Annotated in this window: 20 protein-coding genes; 11 read left to right on the top strand and 9 right to left on the bottom strand. The window is 69.0% G+C overall.

The genetic code is table 11. From position 1 onward, the window contains the following. Positions 1-352 precede the first annotated feature (352 nt). Complete coding sequence (locus VK92_RS01250) at positions 353-1,153, bottom strand: SDR family NAD(P)-dependent oxidoreductase (protein ID WP_048023173.1); 801 nt, start codon at positions 1,151-1,153, stop codon at positions 353-355. 136 nt (positions 1,154-1,289) lie between these two features. Here VK92_RS01250 and VK92_RS01245 point away from each other — a divergent pair, with 136 nt between their 5' ends. Further along, positions 1,290-2,261 carry a GlxA family transcriptional regulator gene (locus VK92_RS01245; protein WP_048023102.1) on the top strand — a complete coding sequence of 324 codons (972 nt, stop codon included), beginning with the start codon at positions 1,290-1,292 and terminating at the stop codon, positions 2,259-2,261. Between the two features lie 77 nt (positions 2,262-2,338). Continuing rightward, positions 2,339-3,487 (top strand): epoxide hydrolase family protein, encoded by a 1,149-nt coding sequence (locus VK92_RS01240; protein ID WP_048023100.1) that lies wholly within the window; start codon positions 2,339-2,341, stop codon positions 3,485-3,487. Between the two features lie 102 nt (positions 3,488-3,589). Here the strand turns inward: VK92_RS01240 and VK92_RS01235 are convergent, their stop codons facing one another. Beyond that, entirely contained in the window at positions 3,590-4,081 is a 492-nt protein-coding gene (locus VK92_RS01235) for a 2,4'-dihydroxyacetophenone dioxygenase family protein (protein WP_048023098.1), read from the bottom strand. A 168-nt stretch (positions 4,082-4,249) separates the two neighbouring features. Here VK92_RS01235 and VK92_RS01230 point away from each other — a divergent pair, with 168 nt between their 5' ends. Genes VK92_RS01230 through VK92_RS01220 form a run of 3 tightly spaced genes read left to right on the top strand, consistent with a single transcriptional unit; the run spans position 4,250 to position 6,346 of the window. Next, the gene (locus tag VK92_RS01230) at positions 4,250-4,720 is read left to right on the top strand and encodes a MarR family winged helix-turn-helix transcriptional regulator (protein ID WP_048023097.1); all 471 of its coding nucleotides are present in this window, start codon (positions 4,250-4,252) and stop codon (positions 4,718-4,720) included. 37 nt (positions 4,721-4,757) lie between these two features. Beyond that, complete coding sequence (locus VK92_RS01225) at positions 4,758-5,093, top strand: hypothetical protein (RefSeq protein WP_048023095.1); 336 nt, start codon at positions 4,758-4,760, stop codon at positions 5,091-5,093. After that, positions 5,090-6,346, top strand: a complete 1,257-nt coding sequence (locus tag VK92_RS01220) for an MFS transporter (RefSeq protein ID WP_048023093.1) — start codon at positions 5,090-5,092, stop codon at positions 6,344-6,346. Before VK92_RS01225 ends, VK92_RS01220 begins: the two co-directional genes overlap by 4 nt. Positions 6,347-6,457: 111 nt before the next feature. Here VK92_RS01220 and VK92_RS01215 read toward each other — a convergent pair whose 3' ends face one another. After that, the gene (locus VK92_RS01215) at positions 6,458-7,411 is read right to left on the bottom strand and encodes a LysR family transcriptional regulator (RefSeq protein ID WP_021159214.1); all 954 of its coding nucleotides are present in this window, start codon (positions 7,409-7,411) and stop codon (positions 6,458-6,460) included. 105 nt (positions 7,412-7,516) lie between these two features. Here VK92_RS01215 and VK92_RS01210 point away from each other — a divergent pair, with 105 nt between their 5' ends. Then, a complete protein-coding gene (locus tag VK92_RS01210; protein ID WP_048023091.1) occupies positions 7,517-8,875 on the top strand; it encodes an aspartate aminotransferase family protein in 1,359 nt (452 codons plus the stop codon). 49 nt (positions 8,876-8,924) lie between these two features. After that, positions 8,925-10,442, top strand: coding sequence for a CoA-acylating methylmalonate-semialdehyde dehydrogenase (locus VK92_RS01205; RefSeq protein WP_021159212.1), 1,518 nt, complete (start codon positions 8,925-8,927; stop codon positions 10,440-10,442). A gap of 129 nt (positions 10,443-10,571) precedes the next feature. On the opposite strand, the gene VK92_RS01200 is transcribed toward VK92_RS01205, so the two are convergent. The 4 genes from VK92_RS01200 to VK92_RS01185 form a co-directional block, all read right to left on the bottom strand. Then, positions 10,572-10,946 (bottom strand): COG4315 family predicted lipoprotein, encoded by a 375-nt coding sequence (locus VK92_RS01200; protein ID WP_021159211.1) that lies wholly within the window; start codon positions 10,944-10,946, stop codon positions 10,572-10,574. A 341-nt stretch (positions 10,947-11,287) separates the two neighbouring features. Beyond that, positions 11,288-12,223, bottom strand: coding sequence for a DMT family transporter (locus tag VK92_RS01195; RefSeq protein WP_048023172.1), 936 nt, complete (start codon positions 12,221-12,223; stop codon positions 11,288-11,290). Positions 12,224-12,349: 126 nt separating this feature from the next. Further along, positions 12,350-13,282, bottom strand: coding sequence for an AEC family transporter (locus tag VK92_RS01190; RefSeq protein WP_048023089.1), 933 nt, complete (start codon positions 13,280-13,282; stop codon positions 12,350-12,352). Positions 13,283-13,473: 191 nt separating this feature from the next. Then, on the bottom strand, positions 13,474-14,358 hold the full coding sequence (locus VK92_RS01185; RefSeq protein WP_048023088.1) for a LysR substrate-binding domain-containing protein: 885 nt from the start codon (positions 14,356-14,358) through the stop codon (positions 13,474-13,476). A gap of 313 nt (positions 14,359-14,671) precedes the next feature. On the opposite strand from VK92_RS01185, the gene VK92_RS01180 reads away from it, so the two are divergent. Further along, positions 14,672-15,916 (top strand): serine hydrolase domain-containing protein, encoded by a 1,245-nt coding sequence (locus VK92_RS01180; protein ID WP_048023086.1) that lies wholly within the window; start codon positions 14,672-14,674, stop codon positions 15,914-15,916. 12 nt (positions 15,917-15,928) lie between these two features. Here VK92_RS01180 and VK92_RS01175 read toward each other — a convergent pair whose 3' ends face one another. Then, the gene (locus tag VK92_RS01175) at positions 15,929-16,759 is read right to left on the bottom strand and encodes a GntR family transcriptional regulator (protein WP_048023085.1); all 831 of its coding nucleotides are present in this window, start codon (positions 16,757-16,759) and stop codon (positions 15,929-15,931) included. 132 nt (positions 16,760-16,891) lie between these two features. Continuing rightward, positions 16,892-17,827, bottom strand: a complete 936-nt coding sequence (locus VK92_RS01170) for a helix-turn-helix transcriptional regulator (protein ID WP_048023083.1) — start codon at positions 17,825-17,827, stop codon at positions 16,892-16,894. A gap of 87 nt (positions 17,828-17,914) precedes the next feature. Here VK92_RS01170 and VK92_RS01165 point away from each other — a divergent pair, with 87 nt between their 5' ends. The 3 genes from VK92_RS01165 (at position 17,915) to VK92_RS41425 (ending at position 20,074) form a co-directional block, all read left to right on the top strand. Further along, on the top strand, positions 17,915-19,354 hold the full coding sequence (locus VK92_RS01165; protein ID WP_048023170.1) for a cytochrome P450: 1,440 nt from the start codon (positions 17,915-17,917) through the stop codon (positions 19,352-19,354). A gap of 188 nt (positions 19,355-19,542) precedes the next feature. Then, positions 19,543-19,848, top strand: coding sequence for a Panthothenate synthetase (locus tag VK92_RS01160; RefSeq protein WP_021159202.1), 306 nt, complete (start codon positions 19,543-19,545; stop codon positions 19,846-19,848). A 13-nt stretch (positions 19,849-19,861) separates the two neighbouring features. Continuing rightward, positions 19,862-20,074: a hypothetical protein gene (locus tag VK92_RS41425; RefSeq protein ID WP_156187225.1), complete on the top strand. Its 213-nt coding sequence runs from the start codon at positions 19,862-19,864 to the stop codon at positions 20,072-20,074. Positions 20,075-20,081 lie beyond the last annotated feature (7 nt).

The raw sequence follows: 20,081 nt of genomic DNA, 5'->3' as shown, positions 1-20,081 counted from the left end.
TCGGTGATGAACATACGGACCCGCTTGGTCGAGTTTGCAACGGACGATTGCCCTCGTGATCGGACGAATGCCGGTCGGACGAGGCCGCTTGGGGACTGCAATCGCAGAGCTTACTGTTGCGCGGAATGCGTGGCAAGCGAACCGGAATCGTCTGTCGGTATGCGCGATTTGCGCCGATCGGGAACGAATCCGGTGCATGTTTCGGCAGACGAATCCACCGATCGGCACGTGCCGGGAAACGTGCCGCGGACCCCGGGACGATCGGCAGCGATTCGCTGCCTGTCACCGGGTTCCGCGGCGCGTCCCGGAGGGCGCCGCGCTTGCTGCCTTCGATCTGCGGGACGTCGGGCGGTCAGCGTGCCGTCGCGTAGCGCGGCGCGGGCGTATCGGCCGACAGGTGCGGGGCCATCGTGCGGCGCGCGGCCTCGTAGGCGTCCCATTCGTCACCCGCATGCAGCGACGGGATCGTCACGAGTTCGCCGCGCTCGAAGCCGACCAGCGCCGCGTCGACCAGGTCGGACGCCGACATCACGATTTCCTTCGGCAGATGCTCGAGCGGCAGGCCGGCCGTCTGCCAGAAATCGGTGGCGGTCGCGCCGGGCAGCACGGCCTGCACCTGCACGCCCTTGTCGGCGAGTTCGTGGTGCAGCGACTGGCTGAACGCGAGCACGAACGCCTTCGTGCCGCCGTACACGCCGTTCAGCGTTTCCGGCGAGATCGCGACGATCGACGAAATATTGATCACCGCACCGCGGCCGCGGGCGACGAAGCCGGGCACCGCCGCGTAGGTGAGGCGCGTGAGCGATGTCACGTTCAGGTCGATCATCCGGGTCATCGCGTCGACGTCGCTGTCGAGCAGCGGCGCGTGCGTGCCGACGCCCGCATTGTTCACGAGCAGCGTGATGCTCGCATCCTGCTTCAGCTTCGCCTCGACGGCGGCGAGGGCCGCGCGGTCGTTGAGGTCGGCGTCGACGATCTCGACGCTGCGCTGCGTGTCGTTCGTGATGCGGTCGGCGAGGGCGGCCAGCCGGTCGCGGTTGCGGGCGACCAGGATCAGGTCGTAACCGCGGCGTGCGAGGCGGTCCGCGTAGACGGCGCCGATGCCCGACGAGGCGCCGGTAATGAGGGCGGTACCGCGATGTGCTTGCGTCATGATGTGCTCCGTTTCGATGGGATTGGCCGGATGGCGTGAAGCCATTCTGGCCGTGAATCGCTGTGACGCAAATGACGTAGATGGGTATGATTCAGGACATCGGGCCAATTCACTGGCCGGGGACGGGAGAACGCACATGCACCGCATCGGTTTTCTGATCAGCGACGGCTTCCAGATCATGGCGCTCGCCGCGCAGTCGGTGTTCGAGTACGCGAACATGGGCATGAGCGAGCCGTTCTACGTGATGGGCAACTATTCGGTCGACGGTGGCGACGTGCGCTCGTCGCTCGGGCTGCCGGTCGCCACGCACGCGCTGCGCGGGCAGCTTGCCGTCGATACGTGGATCGTCGCGGGCGTCAACGATCCGGTCGCGTCGCCGGCGCCGCCCGGCGTCGTCGCGTTCCTGCGCCGCGCCAACGCGCGCGCGCGGCGGATCGCCGGCATCTGCACGGGCGCGTTCGTGCTGGCCGAGGCCGGGCTGCTCGCGCAGCGCCGCGCGACGACGCACTGGGCGTTCGGCCGCGACCTGCAGCGGGACTACCCGGAGATTCGCGTCGAGGAAGACCGGATCTACATCGTCGACGGCCCGATCTGGACGTCGGCCGGGATGACGGCCGGCCTCGACCTCGCGCTCGCGATGGTGGAAAAGGACCTGGGCGCGGATGCCGCCCGGTCGGTCGCGCACAAGCTCGTGATGCACCAGCGGCGGGCCGGCGGCCAGTCGCAGCATTCGGAAATGCTGGATCTCGCGCCGAAATCCGACCGGATCCAGAACGCGCTGAACTACGCGCGGCAGCATCTCGGCCGCGCGCTGACCGTCGAGGATCTCGCCGAAGCGGTGCACCTGAGCCCGCGCCAGTTCAGCCGCGTGTTCACGCTCGAGACGGGGCAGTCGCCCGCGAAGGCGATCGAGCGGCTGCGGCTGGAGTCCGCGCGGCTGATGATCGAGCAGAGCCGCCATTCGCTCGACGTGATTGCGAAGGAAAACGGCTTTCGCGACCGGCGGCACATGCGCGAGGCGTTCGTGCGCGGGTTCGGCGTGCCGCCGCAGGCGGTGCGGCGCGACGCGCGGGCGGATGAGCGGTCGGGCGAGCGGGAGGCGGGCTGACGCGTGTGCGCGAGCCGCTCTGCGCGCGCCGGAAAAATCGCGCAGAATCTCGTCGACCCGCCTCGCGAGGAGACCCGATGCACACCGCCCCGTTCGACATTGCGATTCCCGATCACGCGCTCGATGACCTGCGCCGGCGCCTGCGCGCCATGCGCGCACCGGCGCTGACCCCCGCAGCGCCGTGGCAGCAGGGCGTCGACGGCGCCTGGTTGCGCGAGCTGACCGCGTACTGGGCCGAACGCTTCGACTGGCGTGCGGCGGAGCGTGCGCTGAACCGGCTGCCGCAGTTCGTCGCAGACGCAGGCGGGCAGCGCGTGCATTTCATCCATCGACGCGGCGTCGGGCCGAGGCCTTATCCGCTCGTCATCACGCACGGCTGGCCCGGCTCCGTCTTCGAATTCGACGCGCTGATCGATCGCCTCTGCGACCCGGCGGCGTTCGGCGGCGATCCGGACGACGCGTTCGACGTCGTCGTGCCGTCGCTGCCCGGTTTCCTGTTCTCGCCGGCGCCCGCCGCACCCGGCATGTCCGCGTTTCAGGTTGCCGACCGCTGGGCGGCACTGATGTCCGGTCTCGGATATCGCCGCTTCGGCGCGCAAGGCGGCGATCTCGGCGCAGGCGTGTCGATTGCGCTCGGCGCGCGGCATGCAGACGTGGTGGACGGCCTCCATCTGAACTTCCTGCCCGGCAGCTACGAGCCGCCGACCGACGCGGCCTTGCCGCTGACCGACGAGGAACGCGCGTTCGTGACGCAGCGTGGCGAGTGGGCCGCGCTGGAAGGCGGATACGCGCATGTCCACATGACGAAGCCGCAGACGCTCGCCGTCGCGCTCAACGATTCGCCGGCCGGGCTGGCCGCGTGGATCGCCGAGAAATTCCGCGCGTGGAGCGATTGCGACGGCGACCTGGCGCGGCGGTTTTCGCACGACACGCTGCTGACCGGCATCTCGTTGTACTGGTTCACCGGTTGCATCGGCTCGTCGATGCAGATGTATTGGGAAAACCGGCTGCAGCCCATGCGCTTCGCGGCCGGGCAGCGCGTGGCGGTGCCCGTCGCGTTTGCGCGTTTTCCGAAGGAAATCGGCCGCCCGCCGCGCAGCTGGCTCGAACGGGTGTTCGACGTCGTGCAGTGGACCGACATGCCGAGCGGCGGCCATTTTGCCGCGATGGAGGAGCCGGATCTGCTGGCCGACGATGTCCGGCGGTTTTTCCGGCGGTTTCGGTAATGCGCGGGCAGGCCGGGGACGTTGCCGAAGGGCGCCGGCTGCCATCCGCACATCGGCGCGAGCCGGCACGACACGGATCGCGACGCGGCGATGCCGCCAGTGTTACCGCGTGACGAACGGCGCCGCGTCGCCCGGCACCGTGCGCGCATGCTTGCGCTGGCGCAGCAGCGCGACGCGGCAGTTCTCGCGCGCGGTTTCGCGGCCTTCGTCGTCGAGCAGCACCAGATCGCCGCGCATCACGTTCAGCGTGATCACGTCCTCGCCCGGCGCGCCGAGCGTTTCCGGCGTATGCACCGAGCCGGCCGGTTCGAGCACCGTCGAGCCGGCGTGCGCGATCCAGTCGTATTCGAGGTAGCGCCACGCCCCCTGCAGCGTATGGACGAATACCTCGCCGTCGTGGCGATGGCGCGGCAGCGTGCCGCCGGCCGGCATCCTCAGCAGCGCGGTGAGCGTATCCTCGGCCGCGTTGATGTGCAGGTACTTGATTGCGAGGCCGGGCAGGTCGGCGCTCATCGGCAGCCACGGCAGCGCGTCGCCGGGCAGGCACGAGATCGGCGGCAGGTCGGTGGAGAGCGGAGCGGACGGCTGCGTCATGGCGGGAAGCGGAGCGGAAATGGGGAGCCCGCATTATCGCAGAGCCGGCCTGCGCGGCCGAACGCGACGTTTCGCATCGGCTCGAGCGCAGGCGAAGGGACGATCCTTACAAGATGAAATATGCAGCTAAACTGTACAGTTTGACTGTACATCTGCTATCTTGAATTCATGAACCCGCCATTACCTCCCTCCGACGCGCTCCCACTGGCCGGTCTCGCCGGCGAACTCCGCATCTCGGTCGGCAAGCTGATGCGGCGGATGCGGGAGCAGATCCACCCGAACGACCTCACGTCATCGCAGAAGTCGGTGCTGTTGCGGCTCGACCGCGACGGCCCCGCGACCGTATCGGCCCTGGCGCGCGCCGAAAGCGTGCGCCCGCAGTCGATGCGCGTGACGGTCGCGACGCTCGAGACGCTGGGCGCCGTCAGCGGCGAGCCCGATCCGTCCGACGGCCGGCAGACGCTGATCGCGGTCACGCCCGGTTTCCGCAAGGCGCTGCAGGCCAACCGCGCGGCCAAGGACGACTGGCTGTTCCGCGCGCTGCACGCGCAACTGTCCACGGCCGAGCAGGCCGAGCTCGCGTCCGCCGTGAAGCTGCTGCAGCGGCTCGCCGAATTCCAGGAAACGCCGCGCCCTTGAACCGCATCCGCCCGCTTGCCGAAAGGACAACCCGAACATGAACTTCCCGCATCTCGTCGCGTACTTCTTCGGCGGCGCGTTCCTCGCGAACGTCGTGCCGCATCTCGTCAGCGGATTGCGCGGCGAGCCATTCCAGACCCCGTTCGCGAATCCGCCCGGGCGCGGGTTGTCGTCGTCCACCGTGAATGTCGTGTGGGGCGTCGCGAACCTCGTGATGGCTTATGTGCTGGTGTGCCGAGTGGGCGATTTCGACCTCCGGGTCACGGCCGATGCCGCGGCGTTCGGCCTCGGCATCCTCGCGCTCGGACTGTTTCTCGCGCGGCACTTCGGCGAACTGCACGGCGGCAACGAGCCCGACCGGGAGCGGCCGTGAGCGTGCCGGCGGCGGGCGTGTTCCGCTCGCTTCGCAGTTTCAACTACCGTGTGTGGGCGATCGGTTCGCTGGTGTCGAACATCGGTACATGGGTCCAGCGCACCGCGCAGGACTGGCTCGTCCTTACGCAGCTCACGCATCACGACGCATCGGCCGTCGGCACGGTGATGGCGTTGCAGTTTGGGCCGCAGTTGCTGCTGTTGCCGTGGACCGGCTACGCGGCCGACCGCTTCGACCAGCGCAAGCTGCTGATGGTGACGCAGGCGCTGATGGGCGTGCTGGCGCTGGTGCTCGGCGCGCTGACGGTCACGGGTTTCGCGCGGCTCGAGCATGTCTACGTGTTCGCGTTCCTGTTCGGCTGCGCGGCGGCGTTCGACGCGCCCGTGCGGCAGACCTTCGTCGCCGAACTGGTCGGCGATCGCGAACTCGCGAACGCGGTCGCGCTCAATTCGACGTCGTTCAACGCCGCGCGGATGATCGGCCCGGCGGCAGCGGGTTTCATGATCGCGTCGGTCGGCACGGGCTGGGCGTTTGTCGCCAACGGGCTCAGTTTCTTCGCGGTGCTGGTGTCGCTGTTGCTGCTCCGCGAGGACGAACTGCGCGCGAACCTGCGGGCGGGTCGCTCGCGCGGCGGCCTGCTCGACGGGTTCCGCTACGTGTGGCGGCGCGACGACCTGAAGGCGATCCTCGTGATGCTGTTCCTGATCGGCACGTTCGGGCTCAACTTCCAGCTGTTCATCTCGACGATGGCGGCCAGCGTGTTCCACGTCGATGCGCGCGGGTTCGGCGTGCTGTCGTCGATGATGGCGGTCGGCACGGTGTCGGGCGCGCTGCTCGCCGCGCGCCGCGAGCAGCCGCGCTTCCGGCATCTGTGGTTCGGCGCGGCGCTGTTCGGGCTCGGCTGCACGCTCGCCGCGCTGGCGCCGGGCTATTGGCTGTTCGCCGCCGCGCTGGTGCTGACCGGGATCGCCGCGATCACCTTCATGAACTCGACCAACAGCCTGATGCAGTTGTCCACCGAGCCGGCGATGCGCGGCCGCGTGATGGCGCTGCGCCTCGCGGTCGCGCTCGGCGGTACGCCGATCGGCGCGCCGGTGGCCGGCTGGGTCGCGAACCATCTCGGCCCGCGCTGGGCGCTCGGCGTCGGTGCGATGTCCGGTTTTGGCGCGGCGTTGGTCGCGACGCATTTCGTGAAGCGCAGCCGCGCGCAAGCGCAAGCCGACCGCGCGCGCGACCGGTTCGACGGCGTGTGACCGGGCGACCGGGCGGGGCGCTGGTGCCGCCGCCGCGCTTGTCGGTCCCTTCATCGCCGGCACGCTGCCGCACGACGGGCGGCCGGGAGCCCGGTCCTTTGCGTGAGTCGCCTACGCCGCCGGCCGTGCCGTCGCCGCGTGCGCGGCTTCCAGACACGACTGGAACAGCAGCGCGGCCCGCGACGGCCGCGGCGAGCGCCGCAGCAGGCTCACGAACCGGCACCGGTAATTGAACCGGTGCGGCGCGATCGGCTGCATCAGCCCCTTGTTTTCAAAACTTTCCGCGTAATGGTCGGGCAGGAAGCCCAGGTAGCGGCCGGACAGGATCAGCGTCGCGATCGACTCCTGATCCGACGCGGTCGCGCTGCGCGTGAGCTTCGCGCGGTGGCTCAGCTCCATGTTCGGCGAATGGAAGCCGAGCCCCGCGAACGCATGGTTGCGGATCGTCGTCCACGTGAGCTTGCCGTGCGGCGCGTCGTAAAGCGGATGCTGGCGGCCGCAGTACAGCAGCATCCGTTCGTCGAACAGCTCCGAATACACGAGGCTGCCGGAGTTGCGGTGCGCGGGAATGATCCCGACCTGGTAGCTGCCGTCGATGATCCCGCGCTCGACCTCGTTGATCGACGCGACATGCAGGTTCAGCGCGACGTCGGGCGCTTCGTCGGCGAACTGGCGGATCGCGTCGCCGAGGCGAGCGTTCGCGTTGGTGGCCGTCTTGTCGAACACCGCGACATGCAATTCGCCGCCCATCCGGTCGTGAATGCCGTCTATCCTGCTTCTAAACGCTTCCATCGACGCGAGCAGCCGCAGTGTCTCCTCGTACACGGTCTGCCCCTCGGGCGTCAGCGTGAAACCCGCGCGGCCGCGCCGGCACAGCACGAGGCCGACGCGCGTTTCCAGGTCCTTCACGTGCCGGCTGATCGTCGAGATGCCGATATTCAGTTCCAGTTCGGCCGCCGCCATCCCGCCGCACTGCACGACGCCCTTGAAGACCCGCAGCAGGCGGAGATCCATGTCGCTGAGCTGCCCGAGCAGCGCGCGGCTCTTCGGTTTCTTTGCTTGCATAGTTGCGCAAGTGAACATTGATATTGCGATATTGAAGAGACTAATTGGCCTCCCGACAATGCGCAACATCATCACAAGAAGGAGGGGCGCGCCGCGCCGACCGACATGACCGACATCACCACCGCCGCGCAGCAGGACGACACGACCATCCGTACCGATGCCGCGTGGCTCGACGCGCACTGGATGCCGTTCACGGCCAACCGCCAGTTCAAGGCCGACCCGCGCATGATCGTGTCGGGCAAGGGCGCGTATTACACGGACGCCGAAGGCCGCAAGATCTTCGACGGCCTGTCGGGCCTCTGGTGCACGGGCCTCGGCCACGGCCGCACGGAAATCGTCGAAGCCGTGAGCCGCCAGGTCGCGCAGCTCGACTACGCGCCGGCGTTCCAGTTCGGCCATCCGAAATCGTTCGAGCTCGCCAACAAGATCAAGGAACTGACGCCGGCCGGCCTCGACTACGTGTTCTTCACGGGGTCGGGCTCGGAAGCGGCCGACACCTCGCTGAAGCTGGCCCGCGCGTACTGGCGCGCGAAGGGCAAGGGCACGAAGACGCGCCTGATCGGCCGCGAGAAGGGTTATCACGGCGTGAACTTCGGCGGTATCTCGGTCGGCGGGATCGGGCCGAACCGCAAGCTGTTCGGCCAGGGGATCGACGCCGACTTCCTGCCGCACACGCAACTCGCCGAAAACAAGTTCTCGCGCGGGATGCCCGAGCACGGCGCCGAGCTGGCCGACCGCCTGCTCGACCTGATCGCGCTGCACGACGCGTCGAACATCGCGGCCGTGATCGTCGAGCCGTTCTCCGGTTCGGCGGGCGTGGTCGTGCCGCCGAAGGGCTATCTGAAGCGCCTGCGCGACATCTGTACCGCGCACGACATCCTGCTGATTTTCGACGAAGTCATCACGGGCTTCGGCCGTGCCGGCGCGATGACGGGCGCCGACGCATTCGGCGTGGTGCCGGACATCCTGAACTTCGCGAAGCAGGTGACGAACGGCGCGCAGCCGCTCGGCGGCGTGGTCGCGACGAAGGAAATCTACGACACGTTCATGGCCGCGGGCGGCCCCGAGTACATGCTCGAGTTCCCGCACGGCTACACGTATTCGGCGCATCCGGTCGCGTGCGCGGCCGGCGTCGCGGCGCTCGACCTGCTGGTGAAGGAAGACGCGGTGGCCCGCGTGCGCGATCTCGCGCCGCATTTCGAGGCGGCCGTGCACGGGCTGAAGGGCCAGCGCCATATCGCGGACATCCGCAACTACGGGCTGGCTGCCGGCCTGACGATCGCGGCACTGCCGGGCGAGCCGGCACGGCGCCCGTACGAGATCGCGATGCGCTGCTGGGCGAAGGGCTTCTACGTGCGCTACGGCGGCGACACGATCCAGCTGGCGCCCCCGTTCGTCTCGGAGAAGCGCGAGATCGACAACCTGGTCAACGCGCTGTCCGACGCACTGAACGAAGTGGACTGAGCCGCGGCGCGCACCGACCGACAACCGAATTCACGAAAGAGCCTCAACGATGAAACACGACAGCAATGTGACCTCCACCGTCGGCCACCTGATCGACGGCAAGCGCGTCGACGGCGGCAGCCGCGTCCAGCCGGTGTTCGACCCGGCGACCGGCGAATCGCACAAGAGCGTCGCGCTCGCCGACAAGCTGACCGTCGAAGCCGCGATCGCGTCCGCGCAGGCGGCGTTCCCGGCCTGGCGCAACACGCCGCCGCTGAAGCGCGCCCGCGTGATGAGCCGCTTCAAGACGCTGCTCGAGGAACACGCCGACGAACTGTGCGCGCTGATCACGGCCGAGCACGGCAAGGTGCTCGCCGATGCGATGGGCGAACTGCAGCGCGGGATCGAGAACGTCGAATACGCGACCTACGTGCCCGAGCTGCTGAAGGGCGAGCACAGCAAGAACGTCGGCCCCGCGATCGATTCGTGGAGCGAGTTCCAGGCGCTCGGCGTCGCGGCCGGCATCACGCCGTTCAACTTCCCGGTGATGGTGCCGCTGTGGATGTGGCCGATGGCCGTCGCGTGCGGCAACACGTTCGTGCTGAAGCCGTCCGAGCGCACGCCGTCGTCGACGCTGCGCATGGCCGAGCTCGCGCTCGAAGCGGGCCTGCCGCCGGGCGTGCTGAACGTCGTGAACGGCGACAAGGAAGCGGTCGACACGCTGCTGACCGACCCGCGCGTGAAGGCCGTGAGCTTCGTCGGCTCGACGCCGATCGCCGAATACATCTATTCGACCGGCTGCGCGCACGGCAAGCGCGTGCAGGCGCTCGGCGGCGCGAAGAACTTCGCGGTCGTGATGCCGGACGCCGACATCGGCAACGCGGTGAACGCGCTGATGGGCGCCGCGTACGGGTCGTGCGGCGAACGCTGCATGGCGATTCCGCTGGTCGTCGCGATCGGCGACGAGACGGGCGACAAGGTGGTGGCGGGCCTGAAGGCCGAGATCGAGAAGATGAAGGTCGGCCCGGGCAACGGCGCGGGCGTCGACATGGGCCCGCTCGTCACGCAGCAGCATTTCGAGAAGGTGACGGGCTTCGTCGACGCCGGCGTGGCGGCGGGCGCGACGCTCGTCGTCGACGGCCGCGGCGTGAAGGTCGACGGCCACGACGGCGGTTATTACCTCGGCCCGTGCCTGTTCGACAACGTGAAGCCCGGCATGCCGATCTACCAGCACGAGATCTTCGGGCCCGTGCTCGGCGTGATCCGCCTGAAGTCGCTCGACGAGGCGATGGCGCTGATCGACGCGCACGAGTACGGCAACGGCACGTGCCTGTTCACGCGCGACGGCGAGGCCGCGCGCTACTTCAGCGACAACATCCAGATCGGCATGGTCGGCATCAACGTACCGCTGCCGGTGCCGGTTGCCTACCACTCGTTCGGCGGCTGGAAGCGGTCGCTGTTCGGCGACCTGCATGCGTATGGCCCGGACGCCGTGCGTTTCTACACGAAGCGCAAGACGATCACGCAGCGCTGGCCGTCGGCCGGCGTGCGCGAAGGAACGGTGTTCAGCTTCCCGTCGAACCGCTGATGCGCTACCCGGCCGCATGAACCGGCCGCCTGCGGGCGGACGGTGCAACGCGGCCGGCGCGATCGCGAGCAGGCCCGCCCGGATCGACGATCCGGGCGGGTTTTTTACGTCCGCGCGGCGTAACGACGCTTACGGCGCGACCACGTGCCACATGTCCTTGAAGTTGTCGCCGTTGCGGTCGCCCTGTTTCATGTCCTTCGAGAAGAAGTACAGCGGCTTGCCCTTGTATGCCCATTGCGGGCTGCCGTCGTCGCGCTTGACGATCGTGTAGGGCCCGACCGGAACGTCGGTCGCGCTGGCCTTGTAGGGCGGCCAGAAGGATTCGCACTGGCCCGTGCACGCGCTGGTGCCGGCGTTGGCCTTGTCCTTGTCGAACGTGTAGACGGTCATCCCGTTCGCGGCGACGAGCGAACCGTTTTCGACTTTCGTGATCGAGCCTTGAGCCGACGCCGATGCGGATGCAATGGCGAGCAGGGCGGAGCTGACGAGCAGCGCGGCTTTCATGAGGGCCTCCTGTAATCCGGTGGGCGGCCGCGATCGTGCACGGGCGAGCGTGCGCCGGGATCGCGATGAATGGTGCCGGAGCGCGGCGCCGTCGCCGGTGCGAGCGACGCAGGGTCGAATGGCGACAAACGGAGCGCTCCATTCACGATAGGCGGTTTTTGGCGGGGCTGCGAGAACATCGGGGGCGTATCGGCGGGCGTATCGGCGGGCATATCGGGGGCGTATCGGGGCGTATCGGTATCGGCCGCCCGTCTGCGTCACGCAATGGGCCGTGATCGCCGCCGCGCGTCGTTCCGGGATTCGACATCCGTCCCCGAGTGCGCGTCGCGCCCGCCCATCGATCAGCGTTTGGCGCGATTGGTGAGCGCGACGCCCGCGATCACGAGCGCACCGCCCCCCAGCATCGACGGCGACAACGGCTCGCCGAGCAGCGCGACCGACAGCAGCACGCCGAACACGGGCACCAGGTTGGTGAACACGGCCGCGCGGGCCGGCCCGAGTTCGCGGATGCCCTGCGAATACCAGACGAACGCGACCACCGTGCCGATCGCGCCGAGATAGAGCATCGACGCGACGGCCTGCCACGTCAGCGGCGTGCCGCTGCCGGCGGGCGAGCCGAACAGGTGCGCGACGACCAGCAGCGCGAGGCCCCACAGTGCCGCATACGTCGTCGCCGCCAGCGGCGACAGCCCGTCGAGCGCGCGCCGGCCGATCACGGTATAGGCGGCCCAGCTCAGCACCGCGCACAGCATGAAGCGTTCGCCGGCACCGAACGTGTTGCCGAGATCGGTCAGCACCCGCAGCCATTCGCCGCGGCTGATCACGACCAGCGCGCCGAACAGCGCGACGGCGATGCCGGCCCAGCGCGATAGCGACAGGCGTTCCCCGCGCACGACGATCGACAGCAGCACGGCGGTGGCGACCGGGTTCAACGCGACGAACAGCGCGGTGCGGCCTGCCGGCATCCGCGCGAGCGCCGCGAAAAAACACACGTTGTACAGGAAGATGCCGGTCGCGCCGAGGCCGAAGGTCGTCACGACCTGGCGGCCGCTCAGCTTCGGCAGCCCACCCTCGATCTTCCACGTGAGCACGACCAGCATCAGCGCGGCGATCGCGAAGCGGCCGGTGGCTGCCGAGGTCGCGGACATCGTCGCGGCGAGGATCCGGCCCGCGATGAACGTCCCGCCCCAGAACAGCGCGACGAGCGTGAGCTTCACGTAGACGGCCGCGTGCGGCCGGGTGGCGGCGATGGCGGCGGGTGGGGCGGGTGCGTTCATGTGACGGGGTTTCTCGGTGAGCGCCTGCGGCAACGCGTGAACGAGCGCGCGCGGCCGGTCATGCCGAATCGCGCGATGGCCCGCGTGCAGGCTGGATTCAGGAGGAAATGGGAGGTCGTTGCGTCGTCAGCGAAACGCGGGTGCCGACGCGAGCGCGGTCAGCACGACGGGCATCGCGAGCGCCGCCGCGATCGTCTGGAACGCGGTGATGCCGGCCATCAGCGGCGCGTCGCCGCCGAGCTGGCGCGCCATGATGTACGACGCCGACGACGTCGGCAGCGCCTGGAACAGCAGTGCGACCGTCAGCGCGGCATCGCCGAGCCCGAACAGGCGGCCGGCGGCGAGCGTGATGAGCGGCATCGCCATGAACTTGAACGCCGACGCGACGCAGACCGGCTGCAGCCACGCACGCGCCGCATCGAATTTCAGTGCCGCGCCCACGCACAGCAGGCCGAGCGGCATCGACGCGGCGCCGAGCGCGCGCACGGCCGGCTCGACGGCCGCCGGGAACGTGACGCCGCCGGCCTGCATCGCGATCCCGAGCGCGCACGCGACGACGAGCGGATTCGACAGGATCTGGCGCACGAGGGCCGCCGCGCCGAGCCGCGTGCTGCCGTAGCGCGCGAATACGAGCACGCACATCAGGTTGACGGTCGGGACGATCGCCGCGACGCACACGGCCGCGAGCGCGATGCCTTTTGCGCCGAACAACCCGGCCGCGAGCGCGGTGCCGACATAGTTGTTGAAGCGCACGGCACCCTGGAACACCGACGTGAAGCCGGCGCCGTCGACCCGCACGAACGGGCGAACCAGCAGGAGAAGCGCCGCGGCGAGTGCGGTCGAACCGACCAGCGCCGCCGCAAGCGGTAAAACGGGCAGCGCCTGCAGCCGCGCGTTCGCGAGGCCGTCCGTGAACAGCGCGGGCAGCAGCACGTAGTAGCACAGCCGCTCGGCCTGCGGCCAGAAGGCGTCGGCGATGAAGCCCGTGCGCCGCAGGCCGTGGCCGCACGCGACCAGCAGCGCGACAGGCGCCAGCGCGAGCAGGATCGGGCCGATCATCGGGGCGCCTTCACATGAGGCGGGGTGACCGTACAGGCCGTGCGGGCCGCCGCGAGCGGCTGGTACGCAAAACGGCGGAACGAGGCGGGCATCCATCCGGCGGGCAACATGGCGACACGCAAGCGAAAGAGTGACGATGGCGCCAAGTTAACACGCGCAAGCAACAGGAATAATGGTTAATTATCGGGTGTTCAATGAGAAATTCTCATCGATGACGCGGTGACTTCGGCCGCCAGCGCGCGCGCGAAACGTTCGGCCGGACGCGACTGGTGTTCGAGCAGGACGACCGCGCGCCCCATCTGCGGCTGGCCGAACGGCAAGCGCGTGACGGGCGGCAGGCGCGCGAGCGTCGAATCGGGGAGTGCGACGATCGCCGCGCCGAGCCCTCGCGCGACCATGCGCGCGATCGTTTCCGCGCTGTCCAGCACCATCTCCTCGCGCACCCGCACGCCGATGCGGCGCAGTTCGGCGGCGATCATGCGGCCGGCCCAGGCCTGCGCATCGAAGCGGATGAACGGCAGCGCGCCGAGCAGCGTGCCCGCGTCGCGTTCCGCCTGGTCCGGCGGCGCGAGCAGCCAGAAGCGATCCTCGTACAGTGTGGTCCACGTGAGTTCCGCCGGATGCGGGCGCACGGGGCGTGTCGTGATCGCCGCATCGAGTTCGCCGGCCGCGACGCGGTTCGCCAGTTCGGCCGACATGCCGGCCGACACGTGCACGCGCAGCCCCGGATGCGCAGCGCGCAGCGCGAGCAGCGCGTCGGGCAGCGGGCCCGACAGCGCGGTCTGGATCGCGCCGATCCGCAGGCGGCCGACGAGCTTCTTCTCGTCGCTGAGCGCATCGGGAATCCGGTCGACCAGCGCGAGCACCTGCTCGGCCTGCGCGAGCAGGATGTTGCCGGCCTCGGTGAGTACCGGCTGCCGGCGCGAGCGATCGAACAACTGCACGTTGTATTCGCTTTCCAGCGTCTTGATCTGCAGACTCACCGCCGATTGCGTGAGGCCGATGGCTTCGCCGGCGCGCGCGAAAGTCCGGTATCGGGCGATGGCGACCAGCGTTCTGAAGGCGCGGAGTGACATAAGCGGGCTGAGGTGGGAAGGGGCAGCCGTGTGCGAAACGCACCCCGGCCGGCGCATTCGCAATGCGACGGGGGAAACGGGGTTCGCAAGGCAGCCGCCAGGGTTCGCGACATCATGCCCGCGCGCCTCGAATCGGGCAACCGGCCCACATGAGACGCGCCGCATGTTGCCGACGCGTCGCGCCGGTTCGCGCATTCTTCAAAATGATATAGTTCTATCGTTAGAATGTTTGGACCGGACAAGCGCGCTGCCCGAAGCGAGGCGGGCGCGGGTTCCGGCGCGTCGAGACCGAAGTGGAAAGAGGAGCAGGGGCATGACCAAGGTGGCATATCCGGGTTTGTCGTCGCAGCGGCTGAAAGCGCTCGACATGCGGCTGAACGAACGGTACGTGGCGTCCGGGCGCTTGCCGGGGGCGGTGACGATGATCCATCGCCGTGGCGAGCTGGCGCACGTGAACGTCGTCGGTTCCATGGACGTCGAGCGCGCGAAGCCGATGCGCGAGGACGCGATTTTCCGCATCTATTCGATGACCAAGCCGATCACGAGCGTCGCGTTCATGACGCTGGTCGAGCAGGGTCGGGTGGCGCTCGACGATCCCGTGTCGAGTGTGATCCCGGCATGGAAGGACCTGGGCGTCGCCGTGGCCGGCGGACGAAGCCTCGGCGGGTTCCAGACCCGGCCGGTCGCGCGCGAGATGCTGATGGTGGATCTGCTGCGCCACACGGCGGGGTTGTCGTATTTCTTCCAGGCCAGGACGAACGTCGATGCCGCGTACCGCGAACTCGCGATCGGCGAACCGGGCAACCCGGGCGGTCTCGACGGCATGATCGCGGATCTGGCCGGGCTGCCGCTCGACTACTCGCCGGGCGATGAGTGGAATTATTCGGTCGCGACGCACGTGCTCGGCTATCTCGTCGAGAAGATCTCCGGGCAGCCGTTTGCCGACTACCTGAAGCATGCGCTGTTCGATCCCATCGGCATGCCCGACACCGGTTTCTTCGTGCCGGACGAGCAGGCCGAGCGCCTGTGCGCGTGTTATTGCCCGGGCCCGGATGGCGCTCTCGTGCTGCAGGACGACCCGGCGACCAGCGCGTTTCGCCGGCCGCCGGCGCTGGCTTCGGGCGGCAGCGGGCTCGTGTCGACGGCCGGCGATTACCTGCGCTTCTGCCGGATGCTGTTGAACCGCGGTTCGATCGACGGGCACCGGATCCTGAGCCCGAAGACCGTCGAACTGATGACGATCAACCATCTGCCGGGCGGCCGGACGCTCGACCGGATGTCGCGCTCCACGTTCAGCGAGGCCGTGTATCCGGGGCTCGGGTTCGGGCTCGGCTTCGCCGTGACGCAGGACCTTGCCGCGACGATGCAGCCAGGCAGCGTCGGCGATTACTTCTGGGGCGGTGGCGCCAGCACGGCTTTCTGGATCGATCCGGCCGAAGACCTGATCGTGGTGTTCATGACGCAGCTTCTACCGTCGACGACATACCGGATTCGCCGCGACCTGCGGCATTGGGTCTACGGGGCGATGTGCGACGGCGATGGCGACGCGGCGGCTTGAAGGGCAGGCGGGTCAGGCCGCCGGCTTGCGCGCGCCTTTCCGGGTACCGGCACGCGGTGACGGGATCAAGTCGGCGCTCCGGTCGTTACCGTCGAGATCATGCGTGATGTCGAGCACGAAACGGTCGGCGCGATACAGGTAGAGCCCCGCATGGACGATGCAGCCGTCGCCGTCGGTCCACCAGCGGCGCATGCGGATCAGCATGTCGGCCATGCTGAAGTCGGCACCGTCCGACGCGAGCAGGTCGGCCGTCTCCTGGTCCGCATAGGCGGCCGTGATTTCCTGGCGGGCCTTCGCGAGCGGAAGACGGTTGTATTGACGGACGAGATAGCCGACCTTGCGCCGCGCGTCGCTGCCCTTCGGAAACCGGTCGTAGGTTTCCCGCGCGACGTAGCTGTCCATCACGCCGTAAGGCGCGCCGTCGTGCAGCTGAAGCGTGCGGATCCGCATGTAGGCGGCGCGCATGGGTTGGCCCGTCTGCAACGCGGCGGGCAGCGCGGTCACGGCTTCGCGCAGCAGCACGCGCAGGGTCTGGCCGGGTGCGAGTTGCAGCGGATCGTTGATCGCGGCGCGCAGCGCCGGGTTATCCGGCGGAGAGAGGACATCGGCCGTGACGAACGTGCCGCGCCCGCGGGCACTGCTCACGAGCCCTTCGGCGCTCAGTTCGGCCAGCGCCTGGCGCACCGTGATCGTGCCCGCCCGATAGAACGCGCACAGCTCGGGAATCGGCGGCAACTGGTCGCCGCGCTTCCACTCGCCTTGATGGATTCGTCCGCGAAGCAGGCTGGCAATCCGCGCATAAAGGGCGACCCCTTTGCGTTCGGCGGGCGACGACGGGTTCAATCACGGGCTCCTGGAATGGTGCGGGTGGCGGGGTGACCGGGCGGGGCAGGCATGGCGCCTGTCAATGCCCAACATTCTACTCTTGGAATGTATGGCGCCATTCGCGAGGCCGGGCCGTGACGCCGCCGTGCGTCACACCCACAGCCGGTACATCCAGAACGATTCGTCTTCGATGAAGCGCTGCGTGAATTCGCTCGGCGAGAATCCCGTGATGCGCTTGACCTCGCGGCTCAGGTGCGCCTGGTCGGCGAATCCTTCGTCGAGCGCGAGCGTCGCCCAGTTGAACGCGGTGCCGGCTTCGAACCGGTCGCGCGCCGCGAAGAACGCGCTTTCCGTCCTGACGAGCGCCTGCCATTCGCGCAGCGATCGGCCGCTGTAGGTCTTGATGCGGCGTTCGACCTGGCGCGGGCTGTGCGTGCCGCGCCACTCGCGTGCCTGCAGCGCAAGACGCTCGACCCAGCTGCGCCCCGCATTGCGAAGCGAAGACAGCGGCGTCGTGGGCCGCAGCGCCCGCCAGCGAGGCGCGAGATGACGATCGATCGCCGCCAGCACGTCCGCGTCGCCATCCGCGCCGAGCAGTGCATCGAGCAGCGGGTGCCAGTCGCGGCCGAGGCACGCGTGTGCATCGAGCACGCGGTCGTGGATGTCCGGCAGCGCGATGCCGAACAACGTCCGCGCGGCGTCGGCGGTGAAACAGATCATGCCGATCAGCCCGCCCGTCGGCGCCCACGCGACGGTGGGAGACGAATGGCTGCCCGACAGCGTCGCCGCCGCGCCGAAGGGGCGCCACCGCGGGCCGTCGGGGGCGGGCTCGATGAAGCCCACGTCGAGATCCCGGTACCACGACACGCAGACGAGCGGCGTGGCCGGAAAATGCGAAAGCCGTTGCGCGTCACTCGACGCGACGCCGCGCGAGTCGCACAGAACGATCGCGACCACCGCGCCCTGCAGCGCGGCAGGCGCGGGATGCAGCCGCGCATGCGGCAGCCGCCCGCCGCCCGCGACGCGAGGCGCGCGGGCAAGCGGATCGGGACATGACAGCGGAATCGATGGCGGGCCGGAGAACATGACGCCGCAGTATAGGGACGGGGCCAACGCGTGTCGATGTCGTTTGCGTTCAAGACCGCCGCCGCACCGATGCGGAGAATCCGGCACATGAACACACGATCCTCTTCCCAATGTCCATTCCACGCGGGCACCGCTGCGGCGGCGCCCGTGCTTCACCCGCCCGGCGTATGGCCGCCGGGGCCGCCCGCCGGCCTGACGGGTTGGGGGTTGCTGCGCACGATGTCGCGCGACCTGATCGGCGCGCTTGGCGACTGGCAGCGCACGTATGGCGACGTCGTGCACTTGCGCGTGTGGCCCGAGCATGCCGTGGTCGTGACCGATCCGGCGCTCGTGCGCGAGCTGCTGGTCACGCACCACGATGCGCTCGGGCGCTGGGAGCGCGCCATCCGTGTCTTCGCGGAGGTCCACGGCCAGAGCGTGCTGGTCGCCGAGGGCGATGCGTGGCGCGACAAGCGGCAGGCGCTGCAGCCCGGCTTCATGCCGAAGCCGGTTCAGGCGTTCGTTCCGGCGATCGCGGCGACGGCCGGTCATGCGCTCGCGCAATGGCCCGCGCATGATCCGGAGTGGCCGATCGAGAGTGCGCTGACGTCGCTGGCGATGGACGTGATCATGCGCACGATGTTCTCCGATACGATCGGCGGCGATGCGCGCGCGGCCGAAGAGGCGGTGCGCGTGGTGAGCGCCGCGGCGAACGCGGCGTTTTACCAGCCGGTGAGCACGCCGAGCTGGGTGCCGTGGAAGCGCCGCACGGCACGCGCGATGGCGGTGCTGAAAGGGGTGATCGACCGGCAGCTGCATGCGCGCCTCGACCGGCCCGAGCGTACCTGGCCCGACGATCTGCTGTCACGCCTGTTGCGGCTGCATCGGGCCGATGCGCGGAAATGGCCGCTGCGGGCCGTGCACGACGAATGCGTGACGGCGTTCCTGGCCGGCCACGAGACGACCGCCGGGGCGCTGACCTGGTGGGCATGGTGCATGGCCGCGAATCCGGCCGTGCAAGCCGCCGCGCGCGACGAGGTGTCCCGCGTGCTGGGCGGTCGTGCGCCGTCCTCAGAGACGCGCACGTCGTTGCGTTACCTGTCGCAGACGCTCGACGAAACGCTGCGCCTGTACCCGTCCGCGCCGATCCTGATCAGCCGTCGCGCAGCGCGGCCGATCGCGCTGGGCGCGTGGCAGTTTCCCGCGCGCACGCTGTTCATGCTGCCGCTGCAACTGATGCAGCGCGATCCTCGATGGTTCCCCGAGCCCGATACGTTCCGCCCCGAACGCTTCGCCGACGATGCGCCGGCGCTGCCGCGCGGCGCCTGGATGCCGTTCGGCACGGGCCCGCGCGTGTGCCTCGGGCAGCATCTGGCGATGACCGAGATGACGGTCGTGGCCGCCATGGTCCTGCAGCGCTACGTGTTGTCGGTGCCGCCCGGCATGGCGCCGCCGCGCGCGGTGCTGAACGTGACGCTGCGACCGCGGCAGGCGTTGCATCTGGCGATCGCGCCGACCGGGCTGGCGGCCGATACGGTCTCCGAATGACGGGGGCATGAGCGGCCGATTCGACGGGGCCGGCATCGCGCGAGCGCACGCCGTGCGCGCGATGCGGTGTCGTCGAATCGTCGGAATGTGAAGGCGTGCCGGCAATCGTTTTCGGCGCCACTGGCGCGGCATCGCGCAGCACCTATGCTTGAAGGGCCCAGGCCGGGTGGCGCCCAAGGAGGATGGTCATGCGCATGCTTCTCAACATACGAATCCCACACGAGCCGTTCAACACGCTGGTGCGGGACGGCAGCGTCGGCGACGTGATCTCTCGAATACTCGAAGCGGTCAAGCCGGAGGCCGTGTATTTCACGGAGCAGGGTGGCGGTCGCGGGGCGGTCGCGATCGTCAACGTGGATGACCCGTCGCAGATCCCCGCGCTCGCGGAGCCGTGGTTCCTGATGTTGAATGCCGACTGCGAGTTCCGCGTGGTGATGTTGCCGGACGATCTCCGGAACGCCGGGCTCGCGCAACTCGGCGCGAAGTGGCGGTAGCGGGGAGCCGCGCATGCGCGTGCCGCTGCCCGAAAACCGGGTGAGCGGCATCGCGCGGCGTTCGCGCGCCGGCTATCGCGCAGCCGGCGGCGGCTCGACGTTCGCCGCCTGCCTGTCCTTCGGTCGCAACAGCAACAGCAGCAACAGCGACAGCAGCAACAGCGACAGCAGGCCGCTCAGCGCCGCCGCGGCAACGCATACGAAAAAGAACCGTTCGTTCCATTGAATCACGT

The sequence above is a fragment of the Burkholderia sp. LK4 genome (genome assembly GCF_001043615.1).
In the GTDB taxonomy this organism is placed as follows: Bacteria; Pseudomonadota; Gammaproteobacteria; order Burkholderiales; family Burkholderiaceae; genus Burkholderia; species Burkholderia cepacia.
This window is presented reverse-complemented; position numbering and strand designations above follow the sequence as displayed.

Bases quoted from the DNA above. Each gene is read 5' to 3' on its own strand.
- VK92_RS01250 (WP_048023173.1), bottom strand. From the start codon at position 1,153: ATGACGCAAGCACATCGCGGTACCGCCCTCATTACCGGCGCCTCGTCG.
- VK92_RS01245 (WP_048023102.1), top strand. From the start codon at position 1,290: ATGCACCGCATCGGTTTTCTGATCAGCGACGGCTTCCAGATCATGGCG.
- VK92_RS01240 (WP_048023100.1), top strand. From the start codon at position 2,339: ATGCACACCGCCCCGTTCGACATTGCGATTCCCGATCACGCGCTCGAT.
- VK92_RS01235 (WP_048023098.1), bottom strand. From the start codon at position 4,081: ATGACGCAGCCGTCCGCTCCGCTCTCCACCGACCTGCCGCCGATCTCG.
- VK92_RS01230 (WP_048023097.1), top strand. From the start codon at position 4,250: ATGAACCCGCCATTACCTCCCTCCGACGCGCTCCCACTGGCCGGTCTC.
- VK92_RS01225 (WP_048023095.1), top strand. From the start codon at position 4,758: ATGAACTTCCCGCATCTCGTCGCGTACTTCTTCGGCGGCGCGTTCCTC.
- VK92_RS01215 (WP_021159214.1), bottom strand. From the start codon at position 7,411: ATGCAAGCAAAGAAACCGAAGAGCCGCGCGCTGCTCGGGCAGCTCAGC.
- VK92_RS01210 (WP_048023091.1), top strand. From the start codon at position 7,517: ATGACCGACATCACCACCGCCGCGCAGCAGGACGACACGACCATCCGT.
- VK92_RS01205 (WP_021159212.1), top strand. From the start codon at position 8,925: ATGAAACACGACAGCAATGTGACCTCCACCGTCGGCCACCTGATCGAC.
- VK92_RS01200 (WP_021159211.1), bottom strand. From the start codon at position 10,946: ATGAAAGCCGCGCTGCTCGTCAGCTCCGCCCTGCTCGCCATTGCATCC.
- VK92_RS01195 (WP_048023172.1), bottom strand. From the start codon at position 12,223: ATGAACGCACCCGCCCCACCCGCCGCCATCGCCGCCACCCGGCCGCAC.
- VK92_RS01190 (WP_048023089.1), bottom strand. From the start codon at position 13,282: ATGATCGGCCCGATCCTGCTCGCGCTGGCGCCTGTCGCGCTGCTGGTC.
- VK92_RS01185 (WP_048023088.1), bottom strand. From the start codon at position 14,358: ATGTCACTCCGCGCCTTCAGAACGCTGGTCGCCATCGCCCGATACCGG.
- VK92_RS01180 (WP_048023086.1), top strand. From the start codon at position 14,672: ATGACCAAGGTGGCATATCCGGGTTTGTCGTCGCAGCGGCTGAAAGCG.
- VK92_RS01170 (WP_048023083.1), bottom strand. From the start codon at position 17,827: ATGTTCTCCGGCCCGCCATCGATTCCGCTGTCATGTCCCGATCCGCTT.
- VK92_RS01165 (WP_048023170.1), top strand. From the start codon at position 17,915: ATGAACACACGATCCTCTTCCCAATGTCCATTCCACGCGGGCACCGCT.
- VK92_RS01160 (WP_021159202.1), top strand. From the start codon at position 19,543: ATGCGCATGCTTCTCAACATACGAATCCCACACGAGCCGTTCAACACG.
- VK92_RS41425 (WP_156187225.1), top strand. From the start codon at position 19,862: ATGCGCGTGCCGCTGCCCGAAAACCGGGTGAGCGGCATCGCGCGGCGT.